This is a genomic window from Pseudogulbenkiania sp. MAI-1 (assembly GCF_000527175.1).
In the GTDB taxonomy this organism is placed as follows: domain Bacteria; phylum Pseudomonadota; class Gammaproteobacteria; order Burkholderiales; family Chromobacteriaceae; genus Pseudogulbenkiania.
The window spans coordinates 4,044,081-4,064,324 of sequence record NZ_AZUR01000001.1; the positions used below are offsets into that span (position 1 = coordinate 4,044,081).

Genomic DNA, 20,244 nt, shown 5'->3' on the forward strand with positions numbered 1-20,244 from the left:
GATGTCCTTGGAAATTCCGATAAATGGCGTTGATTGTAGCGGCTTGCGCGTACCGGGGGGAAGCGGCGGGCCACTTGCCCCGCACGCTCGCCCCCACCTGCTATGGCGGCGTACCCTGCCGTGTGGCAGGCTACCGACACAAACGCCGGCCTGCCGCTTCAATTGTCTGCCGGCACTTTGCACTCTCCCGGCACAGGAGTAAGCTTCGCGCTCATTGACCATTTACCGCACTGCAGCAACCCACCCCTGGCAACATGGCTTGCTGCCATAAAAAAACGGCAAAAACAGATCATTATGCAAGCACACAGCAAGCAGGCGCTGGCCGGCATCACACTCGCCGCACTGGGCGTGGTGTACGGCGACATCGGCACCAGCCCGCTCTATACCCTCAAGGAATGCTTTGCCGGCCACCTCGGCCTCGCCCCCTCCCATGAAAATGTACTCGGCATCCTCTCGCTGATTTTCTGGGCCTTGATCATGGTGGTCTCGATCAAGTACCTGTCCTTCGTATTGCGCGCCGACAACCGCGGCGAAGGCGGCATCCTCACGCTGATGGCGCTGGCCAAGCGCCACGTGCCGGGCAAGACCGGCTGGCTGCTGATGGTCATGGGGCTGATGGGCGGTGGCTTTTTCTACGGCGAAGTGGTGATCACACCGGCCATTTCGGTGCTGTCGGCCATCGAGGGGCTGGAGGTGATGACCCCCGAGCTGGAACCCTACGTGATGCCGATCTCGGTGGCGGTGCTGGTCGCGCTGTTCCTGATCCAGCGCCATGGCACCGCCAGCGTCGGCAAGCTGTTCGGACCGGTGATGCTGCTGTGGTTCAGCGTGCTGGCGATCCTCGGCATCAATGCCATCGTCGACCACCCCGGCGTGCTGCAGGCGGTCCACCCCGGTTACGCCTTCGATTTCATGAGCCACCACAAGAAGCTCGGCTTCCTGGCGCTGGGCTCGGTCGTGCTGGCCATTACCGGTGCCGAGGCGTTGTACGCCGACATGGGCCATTTCGGCAAGAAGCCGATCCGGCTCGCCTGGTTCAGCTTCGTGCTGCCGGCGCTGTTGCTCAATTATTTCGGCCAAGGTGCGCTGATCCTGGCCGATCCGAAGACCGTGGAGAATCCGTTCTTCCACCTGGCCCCCGAGTGGGCGCTGTTCCCGCTGGTGATCCTGGCCGCCCTGGCCACGGTGATCGCCTCGCAGGCGGTGATTTCCGGCGTGTTCTCGCTGACGCGTCAGGCGGTGCAGCTGGGTTTCATGCCGCGCATAGACATCCAGCACACCTCGGATAAGGAAATCGGCCAGATCTACATCCCGCTGATCAACTGGGTGCTGCTGGCGGCGGTGATCATCGTGGTGCTGGCTTTCCATTCATCCAGCCACCTGGCCGCCGCTTACGGTATCGCCGTGACCGGCACGATGGTCATTACCGCCATCCTGTCGTGCACCGTGGCGTTGCGCAACTGGGGCTGGCCGAAGGCGCTGGTGCTGGCCATCGGAGCCGCGTTCTTGTTCATCGACATTCCGCTGTTTGCCGCCAATGCGCTCAAGCTGTTCGCCGGCGGCTGGCTGCCGCTGGTGATCGGCTTGGCGACCTTTACGCTGATGACCACCTGGAAGCGCGGCCGCGAGATACTGCTCGAGCGTCTCAACGAACAGGCCATCCCGCTCGACAGCTTCGTCGAAAACATGGAGTCCTTCCCGCCCAGCCGGGTACAGGGCACCGCCGTGTTCCTGACCAGCACGTTGCAGGGCGTGCCGCACGCACTGCTGCACAACCTCAAGCACAACAAGGTGCTGCACGAGCGTATCGTGCTGTTGACGATACGCGGTGAGGACGTGCCCTATGTCGCGGATAGCGAACGGGTGATCGTCACCCGCCTGTCCAACTCGTTCTGGCAGGTGGAGGCATTCTACGGCTTCCAGGAAACACCAGACCTGCAGGACATCATGAACCACTGCGCCGCGAAAGGATTGGAATTCGAGGTGATGGATACCTCGTTCTTCCTGTCGCGCGAGACGCTGCTCTCCACCGCACGACCCGGTATGGCGCGCTGGCGCGAGCAGATATTCGTGTGGATGAGCAAGAACGCGCTGCGTGCCACCGACTTCTTCCACATCCCGACCAACCGGGTGGTGGAACTGGGCGCGCAGATCGAGTTGTAACGCCTTCCCCCTTCGAGACGAACGGCCGCAGATGCGGCCGTTTTTTTTACTCTCACTCGGCCGGCAGGTCCACCAGTCTCCTCAGGCGCGCCCAGTCGAAGTACGGGCCGGGGTCGGTCTTGCGCCCCGGCGCGATGTGTTCGTGCCCGGTCATGCCGGCGAGGCCCAGCCGCTCCTTGAGCAGGCGTGCCAGCGCGATCAGCGTGCGGTACTGGGCGTCGGTGAACGGCTCGAAGTCGCAGCCTTCCAGCTCCACTCCGAGCGAAAAATCGTTGCAGCGCTCGCGTCCGCACCAGCTCGACACGCCGGCATGCCAGGCGCGCTCGGTCACCGGCACGAATTGCACCAGCTCGCCGTTACGGCGGATGAAGAAATGCGCCGACACGCGCAGCTGGTGGATGGTGGCGTAATAGGGATGCTCGGCAGGATCGAGGGTGTTGGTAAACAGTTGCTCGACCCCCGGCCCGCCGTAGCGGTACGGCGGCAGGCTGATGTTGTGCACCACCAGCAATTCCGTCGCCACGCCGTCGGCGCGCGCGTCGCGGTTGGGCGAGGGGCAGCGCCGCGCCTCGGCCACCCAGCCGGCGGCGTCGAGCGACAGCGGCGGCAGCGCCGCCTCGTCGGGCGGGCGGCGGTAGCCCAGGCGCCACAGCGCCAGTCCGTCCGGCGTGTGCCAGCGCTGCTCGGGCACGAAGCCGGCCTTGGCGTAGAGCCGTAGCGCCGCCGCGTTGGCTTCGGCGGTATCCACCGTCACCTGCGGCTCGGCCGCCAGCAAGGCGTTGACCAGGCGATAGCCCCAACCCTGGCCGAAGTGCGCCGGGTCGACCACAACGCGCTGGATGTGCGCCGTGTCGCCCTCCGCGTCGTACACCAGCAGGCCGCGCAGCTCATCCCCCTCGAACGCGGCGAGCACCTGGTACGGGCAGGCGGCGACGGCGGCCGGGCTGTCCCACAGCAGCGGCAGATCGGGCGGATGGCCGAGCCAATCCAATTCCACGTGGTGTGCCGCCAGCTGCAGGCGAAACGCGGCGTCGGCTAGGCCCGGTTCGGCCAGATCGGGCACGCGCACGACGAACGGTTCATCCATGAGGAGCTCTTTTGACGATTGGGAAAACAGATGGCCGCAAGCAGGGGGCTCATGCCGACATTGTGGTGCAGAAGCCCGCGGCCGGCCAGTCCGACCGGCATTTCTTGAGCGCGGTCATGGCCGTGCCCGCCCGGCTCGGGCACACTGGACGCCTGCCATCCCCCCTCAGGAGCCCGCCATGCTGCGACTCGACGACCTCGGCCAGACGGCCGCCCCCAGCTTCGACGCCCCGCTGGAGATGCTCGTGGCCTGCCACGACAAGGTGCGCCACTTCTGTAGCCTGCTCGACAAGCTGCCCGGCTATCTCGCCGAGCACGGCGTCACCCCGGCGCTGCAGGGCTCGGTCGACGGCATCCTGCGCTACTTCGACGTCGCCGGCCCGGCGCACCACGCCGACGAGGAGGAAGAGCTGTTTCCGCTGCTGCGCCAACGCCTGCCCGACACCGACACCCCGCTCTCGCGGCTGGCGGCCGACCACGTCCTGCTGGGCCAACGCTGGCAGGTACTGCGGCGGCAGCTCGTGGCGTTGCAGGGCGGCACAGCCGAGCGGGTCGACGCCGAAGCCATCCACGCCTTTACGGCGCATTACCGCATGCACGCCCAGCTGGAGGAAGACTGGCTGTTCCCGCTGGTCGCCGCCAACCTGAGCGACGAGGAGCTGCACCGCGCCGGACAGCACATGGCGGCGCGGCGGCAGAGCCCGGCCTGACACGGCAACCACCCTCCTTGCCCAACAAAAACGGGATGGCGCGCCATCCCGTTTTTTTATCGCTCACTACACCGGCTTCAGAGTCTTCCCAGTAGGCGAAGGCGCAGCCGCCTGGGAGAGACTCTCAGGCGGTCAGATCCAGCAAGGCCTGATACGACTCCACGAACAACTTGAGGCCGTCCTGCTGCAGCTTGTCGCCGAGGGCGGCGAGGTCGATGCCGGAGGCGCCGATCCGGTGCAGCACCGTCATCGCGTCTTCCAGCGCGCGCGGCAACGTTTCGGTGGCGATACCGTGGTCGCGGAACGCCGCCAGCGTGGCGTCCGGCACGGTGTTGACGGTTTCCTGGCCGATCAGGCTCTCGACGTACAGCACGTCGGAGTAGGCCGGGTTCTTGGTACCGGTGCTGGCCCACAGCAGGTATTGCGGGCGCGCGCCGGCGGCGCGCAAGGCGGCGAATTCCGGGCCGTGAAAGCGCTGGCGATAGCGCGCGTAGGCGGCCTTGGCCAGCGCGATCGCGGCCTTGCCGCGCAACTCGTCCGGCAACTGCGGATCGAGCAGGCTATCGACGCGCGACAGGAAGAAACTGGCCACCGCCTTGACCGGCTTGACGTCATTGCCGTCCTCCAGGCGCTGCTGCAGGCCGGTGATGTAGCCGTCCCACACCGCCTCGACCTGCGGCAGGCTGAACAGCAGCGTGATGTTGACGTTGACGCCCTCGCGCGTCAGCGCGCGCAGCGCCTCCACGCCGGCCGCCGTGGCCGGAATCTTGATCATCAGGTTGGCGCGATCCACCGCCTGCCACAGCCGGCGTGCCGCCGCCAGCGTGCCGGCAGCGTCGTTGGCCAGCAACGGCGACACTTCCAGGCTGACGTAGCCGTCATCGCCAGCGCTGGCGCGGTACTGCGGCGCCAACAGGTCGCAGGCGGCACGGACATCGGGAATCACCAGCGCCTCGTAGCTCTGCTCGGCGTCCAGCGCGCGCAGCTTCAGCGCCGCCAGGTCCTCCTGGTAGCGCGGATCGCTGGCGATGGCCTTGTGGAAGATGGTCGGGTTGGAGGTCACGCCGGCGATGCCGTCCTCCTCCACCAGGCGCGCGAGCGTGCCGGAGGCCAGCAGTTCACGCGACAGGTTGTCGAGCCACAGGCGTTGGCCGAAGGGACGGATGGCTTGCAGGCGGTTCATGGCGTACTTCCCGATTGAGTAAGGCGTTGGTCGATGACGATAGGAAGATCATCTTAGCGCGGCATACCGGCCCGCGCCAAGGGAGCGCTCAGGCCGCTTCCGGCTCGGCCACCTGGGTCCGGTTGAATACCACGCTGAAGGTGCTGCCACGCTCGGGCTCGCTCTGGACCTCGAGCCGCGCCTGATGACGCGCCACCACGTGCTTGACGATGGCCAGCCCGAGGCCGGTGCCGCCGTTGCCGCGCGAGCGGCCGCGGTCGACACGGTAGAAGCGTTCGGTCAGCCGCGGGATGTGCTCGCGCGGGATACCGATACCGCTGTCCTTGACCGAAAACACCAGTTTCTCGCCTTCCGCCTTCCAGCTCAGCGTGATATTGCCGCCGTCCGGGGTATAGCGCACCGCGTTGGAGACCAGGTTGCCGAACGCCGAGTGCAGCTCCTGAACATTGCCCCACAACCACAGCGGCGTATCGCGCTGCAGCCGGATCTGGTGGCGCCCCTGCGACAACCCTTCGGCCTCGACCATCAAGGTGTCGAGCAGCTCGGTCATGTTGACCTTCTCGTTGGCGGCGCTCTTCGGGCTGTTCTCCAGCCGCGACAGGATCAGCAGGTCTTCCACCAGGCTCTGCATGCGGCGCGACTGTTCCATCATCATCGGCAGAAACTGGCGCAACAGCGCCGGGTCGTCCGGCATGTCGGCCAAGGTCTCGAGGAAGCCGCCGATCACCGTCAGCGGCGTGCGCAGCTCGTGCGAGACGTTGGCGACGAAGTCGCGGTGCACCGTCTGCACCCGCTCGAGCGAGGTGATGTCGCGCGACAGGATCAGTTTGCGGGTGGAGTCGAACGGCACCAGCTGGATGCTCAGCACCCGCTCGTTGGGCTGGGTAAAGCGCAGGATCAGCGGCTGGCTGAAGCTGTTCGCCTTCATGTAGGCGTTGAAGGCGGGCTGGCGGATCAGGTTGAAGATGTGGTTGCCGACGTCGCGCTTGCGATCGAGGCCGAAATGCTCCACCGCCATCGGGTTCAGCCATTCGATGCGGTCGTGCTCGTCCAGCACCACCACCCCGTCCGGCATCGCCTCGCCGGCGTTGATGAAGCGCTCCACGGTGTTGGTCAGTTTGCGCTGGCTCTGGCGCTGCAGCTTGCTCTGCCGATACAGCGTCATGAACACCGTGTGCCAGGCGCCGAAACCGTCGGGCACGCGCTCGGCCACCGGGTGCTTGAGCCAGCGCAGCAACAGTGCCAAGTGATAGAGATGGTAAGCCAGCCAGCCGCCCAGGCAGATGGACACCACCAGCAAGGCGTCGAACGCGCTGACCCACCAGAACCCCAGCCCCAGCAGCGCGATGACCGCCAGCCAGAGCAATGTACGCTGTGCAAATTCGCGCAAAAAAAACCTACCTCACGATTGCGTGGAAAAGCGGTAGCCGGTGCCGCGCACGGTCTGGATCAGGCCGTCGTGGCCGGATCCTTCGAGCGAGCTGCGCAGGCGGCGGATGTGCACGTCGACCGTGCGCTCCTCGACGAACACGTGGTCGCCCCACACCTGGTCGAGCAGTTGTGCCCGCGAGTGCACCCGCTCCGGGTGGGTCATGAAGAAGTGCAGCAGGCGGAATTCGGTCGGACCGAGATCGATCGGGCGGCCGTCGGTACTGACGCGGTGGGTGGCGGGGTCGAGCCTCAGGCCCTTGACCTCGACCGCGTCGTCGGTCATCTGCGGCGCGCGGCGGCGCAGCACCGCCTTGATGCGCGCCAGCAGTTCGCGCGGCGAGAACGGCTTGGTGATGTAGTCGTCGGCCCCGGTTTCCAGACCGGCGATCTTGTCCTGCTCGTCGGAGCGCGCGGTCAGCATGATGATGGGCACGTGGCGCGTGCGCTCGTCGGCGCGCAGGCGCTTGGCGATGTCGATGCCGGAGCCGCCGGGCAGCATCCAGTCCAGCAACACCAGGTCCGGCAAGGCATTCTTGACCAGCGTCAGCGCAGCCTCGGCGGTACTGGCGCGCAGGACATGGTGACCGGCCTGGGTCAGGTTGAACGCAATCAGTTCCTGAATGGCCGGTTCGTCTTCAACGAGCAGAATGTTCGCAGGCATGATGATCCATTGGCAGTGAGTCTGCCCAGAGGATAAGAAGCAGGGATTACAGAAATATGACATTTCCCGGGAAATGCCAAGTCCCGCCAATAAAGTTAGGGGCGAACGGACAAAAAAACAGGCCTGTCGCAAGACAGGCCTTGAAGGATCGTCGTCAATACTAAAGAGAAAATGACTTGAGACCGGGGACAAAGAGATCACCAGAACAGCGACCACTCCCGACGTATCGGGCACACCTCGGGAAGGTCTATCTATCCAGTCCAAGGAGTGCGCCGCCGTCACGGGGACGGTAGCGCCCTGCCTCATCACGGGACGTATTGTACGTAGGCTGACCGAGCGAATTAATAGCGAAACCGTGGATTTATCGGGTTATAATTTTCGTTTCAACGCATATTTAAGGCTTATGCCTTCGAATCGAAAGTGGACAAATTCGATCACAAGATTCTCGCCGCGCTGCACGAAAACGCCCGCATCAGCTTCGCCGAGCTGGCGCGGCGGGTGAACCTGTCGGCGCCGGCGGTGGCCGATCGCGTCGACAAGCTGGAGCGTGCCGGCATCATCACCGGCTATCACGTCGGCGTCGACCTGGCCCGGCTCGGCTTTCCCATCCAGTGCGTGATCGAGCTGACGGTGAAGCACCTGGAGTTCTACGCCGTGCTGGCCAAGCTCAAGGACATGCCCGGTATCGTGTCGTGCGAGTCGATCACCGGCAGCAGCGGGCTATTGCTGAAGGTGGCGGTCGACACCATGGGTTCGCTGCAGGCGCTGATCGCCGAGCTGATGCAGTACGGCGACACCAAGACCTCGATCGTCATCGACACGCCGGTGGCGCCACGCCTGCCGCCGCTGCCGGTGGATTAGGGTGACACCCTAGGCCGGGCGCGGCGCGTCCTTCTTCCAGCCGATCAGCACCACGCCGCAGACGATCACCACCAACGCACCCAGCTCCTGCCGGCCGACCTGCTCGCCGAGGAACAGCGCGCCCAGCAGCACCGCGATCACCGGATTGACGTAGGCGTAGCTGGTGGCGGTGGCCGGACTGACGTTGGCCAGCAGATAGAGATAGGCGTTGTAGGCGATCAGCGAGCCGAACACCACCAGGTAGCCCAAGGCCAGCCAACCCTCGAACGAAGGCGCCGCCGCCAGCCGCTCGCCGCTGGCCGCACTGGCCGCGAGCAGCGCCAGGCCGCCCATCAGCATCATCATCGCACTCGCCATCAGCCCGCCGGGCTGCGGCAGGTGCTTGCTCCAGGCCGACCCCAGCGCCCAGCCGGCGCAGGCCACGAGCAGCAGGATGGCGCCCATCGGGCTCATCGACAGGCTGGCGCCCTGGTTGAGCAGCGCGATGCCGGCCAGCCCCAGCGCCATGCCGGCCCACTCCAGCGGGCGGGTGCGCTGGCCGAACAGCCGGGCACACAGCGTGGTAAACAGCGGCACCGTCGCCACCATCAGCGCCGCCACACCGGACGACACGCTCTTCTGCGCCACCGTCACCAGCCCGTTGCCCATGCCCGGCATCAGCACGCCGAGCAGGGTGGAACTGCCGAGCTCACGCCAGTTCGGCAGCGCCTCGCCGCGCCACAGCAGGAACAGCGCCAGCACGCCGCCGGCGAGCAGGAAGCGCACCCCCGCCATCAACAGCGGCGGCCACGAGTCGACGCCGATACGGATGGCGAAATAGGTCGAGCCCCAGATCAGGTAGAGGGCCGCGAGGGCGGCCAGGGTAAGGGGAGGCAGGCGGAACGGAGACATGACAGGACATCGCTCGGGGACAGGGTCCCATCATGCCTTCGGCACGATAAAGCACAAGCCCGCGAGGATGACCACTGTGTTCGCGCTGGCGAACAGTGGCTCAAGCACTCGCGAGAGCGGGTTCTCAGCGTGTGGCGAGGCGCTGCAGGATGTTGGAGAACTCTTCCATGAAGGTGTCGAAACGCGACGCCAGGCGGTCCACGTCGGCGGCGAAACGGTTGTACGCCACCACCGCCGGAATCGCCGCGAACAGGCCGATGGCGGTCGCCACCAGCGCCTCGGCGATACCCGGCGCCACCGTCGACAGCGTCGCCTGGCCGGCGTTTCCGAGGCCGATGAAGGCGTGCATGATGCCCCACACCGTGCCGAACAGCCCGATGTAGGGGCTGACCGAACCCACCGTGGCGAGGAAGGAGGTATGGCTGTCGAGACGGTCCAGCTCGCGCTGGGCGGCGGCGCGCATGGCGCGGCGCGCCCCGTCCATGATGTCGGACAGCTCGGCGCCGCTGCGGCCGCGCTGCTTGAGGAATTCGGCGAAGCCGGACTGGAAGATGCGCTCCATGCCGACCGTCTCGCCCTGCTGGCGGGCGTCCTCGTACAGGCGGTTGAGGTCGGCGCCGCCCCAGAAGTTCTGCTCGAAGCTCTCGCTGTGGCGCCGCGCCGAGCGCAGCGTGCCGAGCTTGCTGATGATCAGCGCCCACGACAGCACCGACAGCAGCGCCAGGCCCAGCATGACCAGTTGCACCACCAGGCTGGCGTCCAGGATCAGGCTCATGAAAGAAATCGGTTGCAAAGCTAGTTCCTCGTTACAAACGGCGCGTGTGCCTCAGCGCAGCACGCGGCCGGTTTCAAAATCGATGATGGTGGAGGGGCGGCGGCTGCCGCCGATACGCCCCGGCAGCGTCAGCACGGCCGAACCGAAGGCACGCCGGCAGGCCTGCGCGGCCTTCAGCGACTTCTGCCCGGCCCGGTTGGCCGAGGTCGACACCAGCGCCGTACCCAGGGCGCGGCACAGCGCCGCCGCCTCGCCGTGCGCCGTCACCCGCACCGCGATCTTGTCGTGCCGCCCGCGCAACAGCGGCGACACACGGCGCGACGCCGGCAGCAACAAGGTATAGGGACCGGGCCAGTAGCGGCCAAGTTCCGCTTCCTCGGCCGCGGACAGCGGACGGATCAGCGGGCGCACCTGCTCCAACGAGGCGGCGATCACGATCAGCCCCTTGTGGTTGGGGCGCGCCTTGAGCGCCAGCACGCGCCGGATCGCCCGCACGTTGAGCGGATCGCAGCCGAGGCCGAAGCAGGATTCGGTGGAGTAGGCCAGCACGCCGCCTTGCCGCAGCGTAGCCCGGGCGCGCCGCAGTAGCGCGGCGGCGGGCAGACGGCCAAACACCCGGCGCGGCGGGGAAGAAGAACGACTCATGGCGATGGGTGGGTGGAACGGCAAAAGCGTCATTCTAGCAGAGCCGGGGGCGGCCCTGCGCTCCCGAGCTCAATGCAGGTAGCGGTCGGTGATCTTCTGCACCAGCCCTTCCTCGCGCATGCCGTTGAGACTCGCGTTCAGCTTCTGGATCAGCGCGTCGCCCACCGCCTTGTTGCAGGCGAGGTAGAGCTGCACCGTCTTGAAGGTCAGCACCGGGCGGATGCCGCGCTGCTTCTGCTGCGCGGCCAGATAGGCACCCTGATACTTGCCGGTGGCCCAGAAGTCGATACGGCCGTCGGCGAGCTTGCGCATGTTGAGCACGTCGGCCGGCACCAACTCGACGCGATAGCCGTTGCTCATCAGGAACTGGGCGGTGGCGTCGCCGACGTAGCCGCCCAAGAGGTAGGGACGGACGTCCTCCAGCGCGTGCACCGGGCGCGTGTCGTCGTTGCGCGCGTACAGCACCCAGGGGTTGTCCACCAGCGGCCCGACCCACTTGAACTGGGCCTCGCGCTCCTCGTTGCGGGTGGTGGAATAGACGCAGGTGCCGGGGTCGTCGCGAGCGGTGGTGAACGCCCACACCCACTGCTGCAGCTCGATGGTGTAAGGCACGCGGGCGCGCTTCATCATCTCGCGCACGATTTCGGTCGACAGGCCAACCACCGCGCCGTTCTTCGCGCTCATATTGTAGGGCGGGTAGGATTCGGTCAGCAGGCGCAACGACGCGGGAGCGGGGGCGGCTCCGGCGCTGCCGGCCAAGACGAACAGCGCGCACAGGATGGGGGTCAGGCAGCGGCGGATCATGATCAACCTCCTGTTTCCACACATGTTTCAGTATGGCCCATGGCGTGGCGCTGCCAATGAAAAACGGCACCCGCAGGTGCCGTCGTGAAACAAAGCGGCGATCGATCCAGAGCTTGTGCAAAAAATTCGTGGCGAGCAGGCCTAGGTCAAAGCGAGAAGCACAGCCGTACAAGTGGTACGGCGAGCATCGCCGCTTTGAGATCGGCCTGCGCAGCAGAATTTTTCACAAGCTCTCAGCCGCGGCGGCTCAGCGCCTTACTGCCGATGTCGCGGCGCAGCTGCTTGCCGGCGAAGCGGATCTGGTCGGCCACGGCGTAGGCCTTGCTCTGCGCCATGCGCACGCTGTCGCCCAGGCCCACCACGCACAGCACGCGGCCGCCGTTGGTGACGACCCGGCCCTCGACATCGAAGGCGGTGCCGGCATGGAACACCACGGCGTCGTCGGTGGCCTTGGGCAGGCCGTCGATCACATCGCCCTTCTTCGGGCTTTCCGGGTAGCCCTCGGCCGCCAGCACCACGCCCAGCGCCACGCGCCGGTCCCACTCGGCCTCGACGCGGTCGAGCTGGCCGTTGACGCCGGCTTCCAGCAGCACGGTGAAGTCGGACTTCAGGCGCGCCATGATGGGCTGGGTTTCCGGGTCGCCGAAGCGGCAGTTGAACTCGATGGTGAACGGGTTGCCGTCCTTGTCGATCATCAGGCCGGCGTAGAGGAAGCCGGTGTACTCGTGGCCGTCCTTCTTCATGCCCTGCACCGTCGGCAGGATGATCTCGCGCATCACGCGCGCGTGCACGTCCGGGGTCACCACCGGCGCCGGGCTGTAGGCGCCCATGCCGCCGGTGTTGGGACCTTCGTCGTTGTCCTTCAGGCGCTTGTGGTCCTGGCTGGTGGCCATGGCCAGCACGTGCTCGCCGTCGACCATGACGATGAAGCTGGCCTCCTCGCCTTCGAGGAAGTCCTCGATCACCACGCGCGCACCGGCGCTGCCCATCTTGTTGCCGACCAGCATGTCGTCGATGGCGGCGTGCGCTTCGTCCAGCGTCATCGCCACCACCACGCCCTTGCCGGCGGCCAGGCCGTCGGCCTTGATCACGATCGGCGCGCCCTTGCCGTCGACGTAGGCGTGCGCCGCGGCGGCGTCGGTGAAGGTCTCGTAGCCGGCGGTCGGGATGCCGTGGCGCTTCATGAAGGCCTTGGCGAAGTCCTTGGAGCTTTCCAGCTGGGCGGCATACTGCGTCGGGCCGAAGATTTTCAGCCCTTCGGCGCGGAAGGCGTCGACCACGCCAGCGGCCAGCGGCGCTTCCGGGCCGACCACGGTCAGCTCGACCTTTTCCTGCTTGACGAAGGCGACCAGCTCCGGAATCGCGCTGATCGCGACGTTGGTCAGATGTGGGTCGAGTTCGGTGCCGGCGTTGCCGGGCGCGACGAAGACCTTGGACACGCGCGGCGACTTGGCGATGCGCCAGGCCAGCGCATGCTCGCGCCCGCCACTGCCGATAACCAGTACTTTCATACGTTTTCTTTCTCTGAAGCCTTGGGCCCTATTGTCGATTCGCTCGCCAACGTTTCCGGCCAGGCACGCCCGCAAACGGTACCTGTCGGTACGGCAAGGGGCGCGACACCGGAAACGATCGGGTGGGCCAATCTTAGTGGCGGAAGTGACGCACGCCGGTCAGCACCATGGCGATGCCGTGTTCGTCGGCAGCGGCGAACACTTCGTCATCGCGCATCGAGCCACCCGGCTGGATGATGGCCTTGATGCCCTGCTCGGCGATGACGTCGATGCCGTCACGGAACGGGAAGAAGGCATCGGAGGCGGCCACCGCCCCCTGCAGCGTCAGGCCGGCATCCTGCGCCTTGCGCGCGGCGATGCGGGTGGAGTCGACGCGGCTCATCTGACCGGCGCCGATGCCGGCGGTCTGGCCGTTCTTGCAGAACACGATGGCGTTGGACTTGACGTACTTGGCGACGCGCCAGGCGAACAAGAGGTCGCTCATTTCCTGTTCGGTAGGCTGGCGCTTGGTCACCACCTTGAGTTCGTCCAGGCCGACGTTCTTGATGTCCGGGGTCTGCACCAGCACGCCGCCGCCGACGCGCTTGAGCTCGAAGCGGTTGGCGCCGGCTTCCAGCGGGATCTCCAGCACGCGCACGTTCTTCTTGGCGGCGATGACGGCCTTGGCCTCCTCGCTGAAGGCCGGGGCGATCAGCACTTCGAGGAACTGGCCGGTCACGGCTTCGACGGTCTCGGCATCCACCGGGCGGTTGAAGGCGATGATGCCGCCGAAGGCCGAGGTGGTGTCGGTGGCGAAGGCCAGGCGGTAGGCGGTGAGCGGATCGGCAGCCACAGCCACGCCGCACGGGTTGGCGTGCTTGACGATGACGCAGGCCGGCGCGTCGAAGGTCTTCACCGCTTCCCAGGCCGCGTCGGCGTCGGCGATGTTGTTGTAGGACAGTTCCTTGCCCTGCAGCTGGCGGTAGTTGGCGATGGAGCCGGCAGCCGGCTCGAGGTCGCGGTAGAAGGCGGCGGCCTGGTGCGGGTTCTCGCCGTAACGCATGTCCTGCACCTTGATGAACTGGCTGTTCAGGCGGTTCGGGAAGGCGGTGCGTTCCGGCACGCCGGCGAGCGAGCCCGGGGCCAGGCTGGTCAGGTAGTTGGAAATGGCGCCGTCGTAGGCGGCGGTGTGGGTGAACGCCTTCTTGGCCAGTTCGAAACGGGTGGCCTTGGACAGCTTGCCGTCGTTGGCCTTCATTTCTTCGACCAGGGTGGCGTAGTCGGCCGCGTCGGTGACGATGGCGACGTGCGCCCAGTTCTTGGCGGCGGAGCGCACCATGGTCGGGCCGCCGATGTCGATGTTCTCGATGGCGTCTTCCAGCGGGCAGTCCGGGTTGGCGATGGTGGCTTCGAACGGGTACAGGTTGACGCACACCAGGTCGATGTTGCCGATGTCGTGCTCGGCCATCTTGGCCACGTGCTCGGGCAGGTCGCGCCGGCCGAGGATGCCGCCGTGCACTTTCGGGTGCAGGGTCTTGACGCGGCCGTCGAGCATTTCGGGGAAGCCGGTGTAGTCGGACACTTCGGTCACCGGCACGCCGGCGTCGGCCAGCAGCTTGGCGGTGCCGCCGGTCGACAGGATATGCACGCCGAAGCCAGCCAGGGCCTGGGCGAATTCGAGAACGCCGGTCTTGTCGGAAACGCTGATCAGCGCACGTTCGATCTTGGTCATCGTTTATCTACCACTCAAGGGAGTCATAAAAGTCCGAAAGCAGGCGGCCCGGACGGGCGGCCTGCTTCCACATTCTAGATCAGGTCGTAACTCTTCATTTTCTTGCGCAGGGTGTTGCGGTTGAGCCCCAGGAGCTCCGCTGCCCGCGTCTGGTTGCCCTGGGTATGGGACAGCACCACTTCCAGCAGGGGTTTCTCCACGCAGGCCAGCACCATGTCGTAGATGGCCGAGGGCATCTCGCCGTCCAGATCGCGGAAGTACTGCTCCATGGCCAGCCGTATCGACTGGGAAATATGATCGTTGTTCTGCATGGTTATTGTTCTGTCGTCAGTTGTCTCGACGCGGTGTCAGCCCGCCAGGGCCTCATCCGTGTCCCCCATGGCGTCAACGTACTCGAGTCGCTCGGAGTCGCTGGCCAGACGGTCGAAGTAATCCGCCACCGCCCGGCGCTGCGAGGCGGTGTCTTCCAATTGGTACATCGCCTGGCGGAACTCGTTGGAACCGCGCAAGCCGCGCGTGTACCAGGCGATGTGCTTGCGCGCGATGCGACAGCCGGAATACTCGCCGTAGAAGCCATACAGCTCGTCCAGGTGCTCGAGCAGCAGCAGGCGGATTTCCGCCACCGGCGGCGGTGGCAGCGTCTCGCCGGTGTCGAGGTAATGCTGGATCTCGCGGAAGATCCACGGCCGCCCCTGCGCGGCGCGGCCGATCATGATCGCGTCGGCGCCGGTGTAGTCGAGCACATGACGTGCCCGCTCCGGCGAGTCGATGTCGCCGTTGGCGATCAGCGGGATCGAGATCGCCTGCTTCACCGCGCGGATGGTGTCGTACTCCGCCGCCCCCTTGTACATGTCCTCGCGCGTGCGCCCGTGCAGCGCCAGCGCGGCGATGCCACAATCCTCGGCCAGCCTGGCCACCCGGAGCGCGGTCTTGTGCTCGCGGCTCCAGCCGGTGCGGGTCTTCAGCGTGACCGGCACGTCCACCGCCTTCACCACCGCCTCGAGGATGCGCCCGACCAGCGCCTCGTCGCGCAGCAGCGCCGAACCGGCGGCGACGTTGCACACCTTCTTGGCCGGGCAGCCCATGTTGATGTCGATGATCTGCGCGCCCTGCTCGACGTTGAGGCGCGCCGCCTCCGCCATCTGCACCGGATCGGCGCCGGCGATCTGCACCGAGATCGGCTCGACCTCGCCGTCGTGGTTGGCGCGGCGCAAGGTCTTGGCGGTGGTCCACAAGGCCTTGTTCGAGGTGATCATCTCCGATACCGCCATGCCCGCCCCCAGACGCTTGCACAGCATACGGAACGGGCGGTCCGTCACCCCGGCCATGGGCGCGACGATGAGCCGGTTCTTCAGGGTATACGGTCCGATGCGCATCTGTTGTATCAAGGATTTAGCGGCGAGAGGGCGGCATTGTAATGCTTTTTGCCCGACCGGTAAAAAACATTTTGCCTACTTTTTGAGCAGGTTCGATAGCGACGGGATAAGACGGGGAGTCAGCCGGTAAGCCGGGTTCTGTCTTGGACAGTCATTCCTCTAGGCCGGCCATTGCTGACCGGCTCAAGCGACCTACCCGGGGACAACGCGAGCCACGTTAGCGCCCCCCTATTTGGTCTTGCTCCGGATGGGGTTTAGCCTGCCGTCACGTGTTGCCACGGACGCGGTGCGCTCTTACCGCACCTTTTCACCCTTGCCTGATCTCCTTACGGAGCCATCGGCGGTTCAGCTCTCTGTTCCACTTTCCATCGCCTCGCGGCGTCCGGCCGTTAACCGGCATCCTGCTCTACGGAGCCCGGACTTTCCTCCCCGTGCCTGAAGGCACGCGGCGACTGTCTGGCTGACTCCCCGCCCGCCCATTTTACCGCAGAACCGGACCAAGCCCGAGGGATATTTTCGCCGGCCGCGGCGATGAAGACGGGATGATCCCCACCCCAGACGGAGGACCCGGCCGAGCAGGTGGCGCGGCGCCTGGCTCAATCGAAGCGTAGCGTGTAGCGCGTCTCGAGCGAGGCGGTGGTGCCGGCACGCAACACCAGCGACCAGCCCTTGGACAGCTGGTAGGCCAGCTTGACCGCCTGGTTGGCGCTGGCGATGCCGTATTCGTAGCCGAGGTAGAGCTCGCGCGTCAATTGCCGCCCCACCGTCACCACCTGTTCGGCCGGGCTCACCGTGCCGTCCGGCAGCGTCTTCTTCTGCTGGCTGACCAGGCCCAGGTCGTCGAACAGGCCGAGGCGGTCGTTGATGGTTCCCGCCAGCAGCGCGCCGGCCGAGGCGGCCAGCGAGGCGTCGTCGCTGCCGCCGGCCGAGGCGCGCCCCAGCACCAGCCAGGACAACTTGTCGCGCTCCGATAGCGCCTCGTCGGCGATCAGCCGCACGCTCGGCGCGGCGACGCTGCCGCTCACCTCCACCCCGGCGCCGACCGGCGACAGACGGCGCCTGGCGCGCACGTTGAGCGCCGGGTTGTCGAGCGTGCCGGTGAAGGTGATGGTGCCGTACTCGATGTCGAGGTCCTGGCCGTAAGCCTTGTAGCGCCCCTTCACCACCCGCACTTGGCCGCGCGCCGCCGGCGCCTCGCCCGGCGCGGCGCTGACCCGCACCACGCCGCTCAATTCCACGTCCAGCCCTTGGCCGGTGAAACGGAAGCGCTCGCCCAGATCGAGGTCGAGCCGCACCGTCACCGGCAGCGTGGCCAACGCCGACGGCGGCGGCGCCTCGCGCCCCTTGACCACCACATCGTCGGAGAGCTGCGGCGTGCCGAGCTTGGGCAGTTCCACCCGTCCCTGGTCGGCGCGCACGCGTCCGGTCAGCGAGAGCTTCTTGTCGGCGAAAGCGATGTCGCTGTCGCCCGAGATCACCAGCCGCCGGTTGGGGCGGTCGAACACGCTGAAACGCTTCAGGCTCAGCCGCACCGTGGCGTCAGGGCCACTGTCCTTGAGGTCGAGCACGCCGCTCGCCAGCGCCTCGCCCTCGCCGCTGGCGAAACGCAGCCGGTCGAGCAGCAGGCGGCGCCCATCCAGCCGCGCCTCCAGCACCCCATCGACCAACCTGAGGCCGGTCTTGCGATCGGCGAACAGCAGGCCCTTGCCGTCGAGGCGGCCCTGCGCCAGCGGCGCGGCGAGCGGGCCGCTCAGCGCGACGTTGGCGGCGAGCTGCCCGCCCAGTTCGAGGCCGGGGCCGGCCAGTCCGGCCAGGGACTTCAGTGTCGGCACCTGCAATTGCAGCGTGGCGGCAAGCGGCGTGCGGCCGTCGATGCCGCCATTGAGCGGCAGCGAGCCGCTGCCGCTGGCGTTCAGGTAGCGGCTCTGCAGCTGCAGCTCGAACAGCGCCCGGCTGCCGTCCAGACGCAGGCCGGCCCGCGTGGCGCCCAATTCCAGCGCCAGCTGGCGGCCATTGCTGCCGGGCAGCCAGACGTCGCCGCCGGCACGCTGCAGATTGAGCTGGCCCTGCAGCGTGCGGCTGCCGGAGAGCGCCCAGTCACCGGACAGCGCCAGCGTCTGCTGTACCGGCAGCGCGAGCAACGGCGCCAGTTCGGCCAGGCGGAGGCCGGCCGCCCTACCCCGCGTGCTCAGCAGGCCGCTGGCGTCGCGGCGCAGCTGCTGCAGCTCGAGCGTGCCACCCAGCGCCGCCAGCCGGGCCGCGCCCAGCTCCAGCCGCTGCGGTCCGACGCTCAGCATGGCCGGGGCGAGCAGCGTCAGGCCGGGCTTGCCGGAGAGCTGCAGCGTTTCCAGCGTGCCCTGCCACTGCGTGCTGCCGGCCGCCAGTCCGCCGCTGGCGCGTAGCGCCAGGGTGTAGGGCTGCTGCTTGAGGCTCAGCCGGCCGTCGAGTTCGATGCGGTGGCGGTTGCGCTGGCCGGCGGCATTGAGCCGCAGCACGCTGGCGCCGAAATCGGCCAGCCGCAGCCGCTGGGCGTCCAGCTGCAGCCGGAACGGGCTCGCGGCATCGGCGCGCAGGTCCCCCACCAGCGTCAGCGCCTCGACGCCGACCCCGCCCGGCAACGCCAGCCGCTCCGCCTTGAGGTTGGCCGACAGCAGCGGCAGCTTGGGCGTGCCGGCGAGGTCGAGCTGGCCGCCGACGCGGCCGGCGAAGCCTGGCCCCAGCAAGCGCAGATTGGGGGCATCGATCAGCAGCTTGAGCCGGTCGCCGGCCGCGCCGTAGGCGCCAGCAGCCTGCAGACGGTTGTCCGCCAGCCGCAGGTCGGCGTCGAGACGCTTGAGCCGGCCTGGCTGCAGGTCGAGCTCGGCACGGCCGGTAAGCGGCGCGCCGGACAGCCGGCTCGGGGCGAACTGCAGTTGCACGCGGGCGGCGAGCGGAGCAGCCAGCTGGCCGCGCGCGGAAAGACGGGCATTGAGATCGCCCGCCGGCCAGCCCTTGACGAAGCGCGCCGGGTCGGCTTTTTCGAGCATGCCGGACACCTCGAAACGGCGCGCCTGCTGCAGCTCGACGCGCCCGCCCAGCGCCAGCCGGCCACCGGCGGCGGAGAGCTGCACCTGCTCCAGCCGCAGCGCCTGGGCGGCCCCCTGCTCCAGCGCCACGCGTGCGTTCAGCGCCAGCTGCCGGCTCTGCAGTGCCGCGCCCAGGCGCGGCTGCGCCGGCGTTCCCGTCAGCGTCAGCGTGCCGGCGACGGTCTCGTCCGGCGCGGAGGCGTGCAGGGCGCGCAGTGCCACGTCCTGCAAGCGAGCCGTGAGCGCCAGTGCACGGGCATCCACGGTGCCGTTCAGCGCCAGCCGGCCGCCGCCGGCCAGTTGCACCTGCAGCGCTTTCAGCGTCAGGCGCTCGTCGCGCACGCGGAATTCGCCGGCCAGGAAAGCCAGCGGCAGGCGTTCGGCCGACAGGGCGCCGGCCTCGCTGTTGACCAGCGTCAGGCCGCCCACCACCGTGGCGCCGGCCGCCGGCTCGGCATACACGGCGAAGTTGAGCCGGGCCTTGGGCCAGGACGGCTGGAGCGCCTGCGGATTGACGCCGCCGACGCGCAGATCGAGGCGGCGGAAGCGGTTCAGCGCCGACTTGGCGAACGGGTCGAAACGTCCGGACACCTCGGCCAGCAAGCCACGTCCGGCGACGGTGCCGCGCGCCTGCAGCTCGGCGAGGCTGCCCGCCAGGCCGAGGTCGGCCTTGATCGCCACGTCCTCCAGTGCCCCACGCGCCGCCAGCGTGCCGGAGAGCGCGAAGGGACGCGCGTCGGCCAGCGTCAGCGCCGCCGTCCCGCCGCCCCAGGGCGAATTCAGCCGCGCCAGCTGCAGCCGGTGCCGCCCACCGTCGTAACGGTAGGCGCCGGCGACGTCGTACAGCCGCACGTCGCCCGGCAACAGCGTCAGGCTGGCCAGCGAGAAACGGTCCAGCGCCACCGTCAGCGGCAGGGCCAGCGACGCCGGCAGTTGCGGCGGCGCCTCGGGTGCCACGGCCTTGCTGGTGAGGCGCACATGACCCAGCTCCAGGCGCGTCAGGTGAAGCGTGCGCCGCCACAGTGCCGCCGGTGCCCAGCCAAGGCGTAGCCGTTCCACCTCGAGCGTGCGCTCCGCATCCTGCCAGCGCAGCCGCTGCAGCTCGAAGCCGCGCCACAGCGTGCCACGCACCGCCCCCACACCAAGCCGGCCGTGGCTGAACTCGGCGGCACTGCGCCAGGCCCAGGCGAAACCCTGCTCGCTGGCGGTGACCCAGCCGGCGAACGCCGCCAGCGCCAGCAGCAAGGCCAGCACGCTGCCCGCCAGCCAGCGCAGCGGGCGCCAGCTGCGGCGCGGCGGCGGCTTGGCCGACGGCGGAGCGTCGTCAGGAGAATCGGAATGCTTTTGCGTCATGGCGTGATGTCAGAAACG

General features: G+C 67.5%; 16 protein-coding genes, 1 other RNA gene and 1 pseudogene. 3 read left to right on the forward strand and 15 right to left on the reverse strand.

Features of this window, described 5'->3' with window-relative positions:
- Positions 1–294: 294 nt before the first annotated feature.
- Entirely contained in the window at positions 295–2,163 is a 1,869-nt protein-coding gene (kup, locus tag PSEMAI1_RS0118970; protein ID WP_024304391.1) for a low affinity potassium transporter Kup, read from the forward strand.
- Positions 2,164–2,215: 52 nt separating this feature from the next.
- On the opposite strand, the gene ampD is transcribed toward kup, so the two are convergent.
- Complete coding sequence (gene ampD / locus PSEMAI1_RS22255; RefSeq protein WP_232219985.1) at positions 2,216–2,764, reverse strand: 1,6-anhydro-N-acetylmuramyl-L-alanine amidase AmpD; 549 nt, start codon at positions 2,762–2,764, stop codon at positions 2,216–2,218.
- Between the two features lie 66 nt (positions 2,765–2,830).
- Positions 2,831–3,250, reverse strand: a pseudogene (locus tag PSEMAI1_RS22260) (GNAT family N-acetyltransferase); the annotation flags it as partial.
- Positions 3,251–3,428: 178 nt separating this feature from the next.
- On the opposite strand from PSEMAI1_RS22260, the gene PSEMAI1_RS0118980 reads away from it, so the two are divergent.
- Positions 3,429–3,959, forward strand: coding sequence for a hemerythrin domain-containing protein (locus tag PSEMAI1_RS0118980; RefSeq protein ID WP_024304393.1), 531 nt, complete (start codon positions 3,429–3,431; stop codon positions 3,957–3,959).
- Positions 3,960–4,083: 124 nt separating this feature from the next.
- On the opposite strand, the gene tal is transcribed toward PSEMAI1_RS0118980, so the two are convergent.
- The 3 genes from tal to phoB form a co-directional block, all read right to left on the reverse strand.
- Positions 4,084–5,142: a transaldolase gene (gene tal, locus PSEMAI1_RS0118985; protein WP_024304394.1), complete on the reverse strand. Its 1,059-nt coding sequence runs from the start codon at positions 5,140–5,142 to the stop codon at positions 4,084–4,086.
- 88 nt (positions 5,143–5,230) lie between these two features.
- Positions 5,231–6,532 (reverse strand): phosphate regulon sensor histidine kinase PhoR, encoded by a 1,302-nt coding sequence (gene phoR, locus PSEMAI1_RS0118990; protein ID WP_024304395.1) that lies wholly within the window; start codon positions 6,530–6,532, stop codon positions 5,231–5,233.
- Positions 6,533–6,544: 12 nt separating this feature from the next.
- Positions 6,545–7,237 (reverse strand): phosphate regulon transcriptional regulator PhoB, encoded by a 693-nt coding sequence (gene phoB / locus PSEMAI1_RS0118995; protein WP_369793200.1) that lies wholly within the window; start codon positions 7,235–7,237, stop codon positions 6,545–6,547.
- 417 nt (positions 7,238–7,654) lie between these two features.
- On the opposite strand from phoB, the gene PSEMAI1_RS0119000 reads away from it, so the two are divergent.
- Positions 7,655–8,095 (forward strand): Lrp/AsnC family transcriptional regulator, encoded by a 441-nt coding sequence (locus PSEMAI1_RS0119000; protein ID WP_024304397.1) that lies wholly within the window; start codon positions 7,655–7,657, stop codon positions 8,093–8,095.
- 9 nt (positions 8,096–8,104) lie between these two features.
- Here the strand turns inward: PSEMAI1_RS0119000 and yedA are convergent, their stop codons facing one another.
- The 10 genes from yedA to PSEMAI1_RS0119045 all read right to left on the reverse strand — a co-directional run bounded on the left by yedA (position 8,105) and on the right by PSEMAI1_RS0119045 (position 20,226).
- Positions 8,105–8,986 carry a drug/metabolite exporter YedA gene (gene yedA, locus PSEMAI1_RS0119005; protein WP_024304398.1) on the reverse strand — a complete coding sequence of 294 codons (882 nt, stop codon included), beginning with the start codon at positions 8,984–8,986 and terminating at the stop codon, positions 8,105–8,107.
- 124 nt (positions 8,987–9,110) lie between these two features.
- Positions 9,111–9,770, reverse strand: a complete 660-nt coding sequence (gene tolQ / locus PSEMAI1_RS0119010; RefSeq protein ID WP_369793201.1) for a protein TolQ — start codon at positions 9,768–9,770, stop codon at positions 9,111–9,113.
- A 42-nt stretch (positions 9,771–9,812) separates the two neighbouring features.
- Entirely contained in the window at positions 9,813–10,406 is a 594-nt protein-coding gene (locus PSEMAI1_RS0119015; protein ID WP_232219957.1) for an L-threonylcarbamoyladenylate synthase, read from the reverse strand.
- 69 nt (positions 10,407–10,475) lie between these two features.
- Entirely contained in the window at positions 10,476–11,210 is a 735-nt protein-coding gene (locus PSEMAI1_RS0119020; RefSeq protein ID WP_024304401.1) for an ABC transporter substrate-binding protein, read from the reverse strand.
- Between the two features lie 233 nt (positions 11,211–11,443).
- Complete coding sequence (purD, locus tag PSEMAI1_RS0119025; RefSeq protein WP_024304402.1) at positions 11,444–12,721, reverse strand: phosphoribosylamine--glycine ligase; 1,278 nt, start codon at positions 12,719–12,721, stop codon at positions 11,444–11,446.
- A 133-nt stretch (positions 12,722–12,854) separates the two neighbouring features.
- On the reverse strand, positions 12,855–14,432 hold the full coding sequence (gene purH / locus PSEMAI1_RS0119030) for a bifunctional phosphoribosylaminoimidazolecarboxamide formyltransferase/IMP cyclohydrolase (protein ID WP_024304403.1): 1,578 nt from the start codon (positions 14,430–14,432) through the stop codon (positions 12,855–12,857).
- Positions 14,433–14,506: 74 nt separating this feature from the next.
- Positions 14,507–14,743 (reverse strand): helix-turn-helix domain-containing protein, encoded by a 237-nt coding sequence (locus PSEMAI1_RS0119035; RefSeq protein ID WP_024304404.1) that lies wholly within the window; start codon positions 14,741–14,743, stop codon positions 14,507–14,509.
- A gap of 36 nt (positions 14,744–14,779) precedes the next feature.
- Positions 14,780–15,808, reverse strand: coding sequence for a tRNA dihydrouridine synthase DusB (dusB, locus tag PSEMAI1_RS0119040; protein ID WP_024304405.1), 1,029 nt, complete (start codon positions 15,806–15,808; stop codon positions 14,780–14,782).
- A gap of 111 nt (positions 15,809–15,919) precedes the next feature.
- Positions 15,920–16,276, reverse strand: an RNA gene (gene rnpB / locus PSEMAI1_RS21030) — RNase P RNA component class A.
- A 128-nt stretch (positions 16,277–16,404) separates the two neighbouring features.
- Positions 16,405–20,226 carry a translocation/assembly module TamB domain-containing protein gene (locus PSEMAI1_RS0119045; RefSeq protein ID WP_024304406.1) on the reverse strand — a complete coding sequence of 1,274 codons (3,822 nt, stop codon included), beginning with the start codon at positions 20,224–20,226 and terminating at the stop codon, positions 16,405–16,407.
- Between the last annotated feature and the right edge of the window lie 18 nt (positions 20,227–20,244).

What these genes read in the sequence shown, in the direction of transcription:
- tal (WP_024304394.1), bottom strand. Translation starts at nt 5,142, where the DNA reads ATGAACCGCCTGCAAGCCATCCGTCCCTTCGGCCAACGCCTGTGGCTC.
- PSEMAI1_RS0119020 (WP_024304401.1), bottom strand. Translation starts at nt 11,210, where the DNA reads ATGATCCGCCGCTGCCTGACCCCCATCCTGTGCGCGCTGTTCGTCTTG.
- PSEMAI1_RS0119035 (WP_024304404.1), bottom strand. Translation starts at nt 14,743, where the DNA reads ATGCAGAACAACGATCATATTTCCCAGTCGATACGGCTGGCCATGGAG.
- PSEMAI1_RS0118980 (WP_024304393.1), top strand. Translation starts at nt 3,429, where the DNA reads ATGCTGCGACTCGACGACCTCGGCCAGACGGCCGCCCCCAGCTTCGAC.
- PSEMAI1_RS0119045 (WP_024304406.1), bottom strand. Translation starts at nt 20,226, where the DNA reads ATGACGCAAAAGCATTCCGATTCTCCTGACGACGCTCCGCCGTCGGCC.
- kup (WP_024304391.1), top strand. Translation starts at nt 295, where the DNA reads ATGCAAGCACACAGCAAGCAGGCGCTGGCCGGCATCACACTCGCCGCA.
- purD (WP_024304402.1), bottom strand. Translation starts at nt 12,721, where the DNA reads ATGAAAGTACTGGTTATCGGCAGTGGCGGGCGCGAGCATGCGCTGGCC.
- PSEMAI1_RS0119015 (WP_232219957.1), bottom strand. Translation starts at nt 10,406, where the DNA reads ATGAGTCGTTCTTCTTCCCCGCCGCGCCGGGTGTTTGGCCGTCTGCCC.
- dusB (WP_024304405.1), bottom strand. Translation starts at nt 15,808, where the DNA reads ATGCGCATCGGACCGTATACCCTGAAGAACCGGCTCATCGTCGCGCCC.
- yedA (WP_024304398.1), bottom strand. Translation starts at nt 8,986, where the DNA reads ATGTCTCCGTTCCGCCTGCCTCCCCTTACCCTGGCCGCCCTCGCGGCC.
- purH (WP_024304403.1), bottom strand. Translation starts at nt 14,432, where the DNA reads ATGACCAAGATCGAACGTGCGCTGATCAGCGTTTCCGACAAGACCGGC.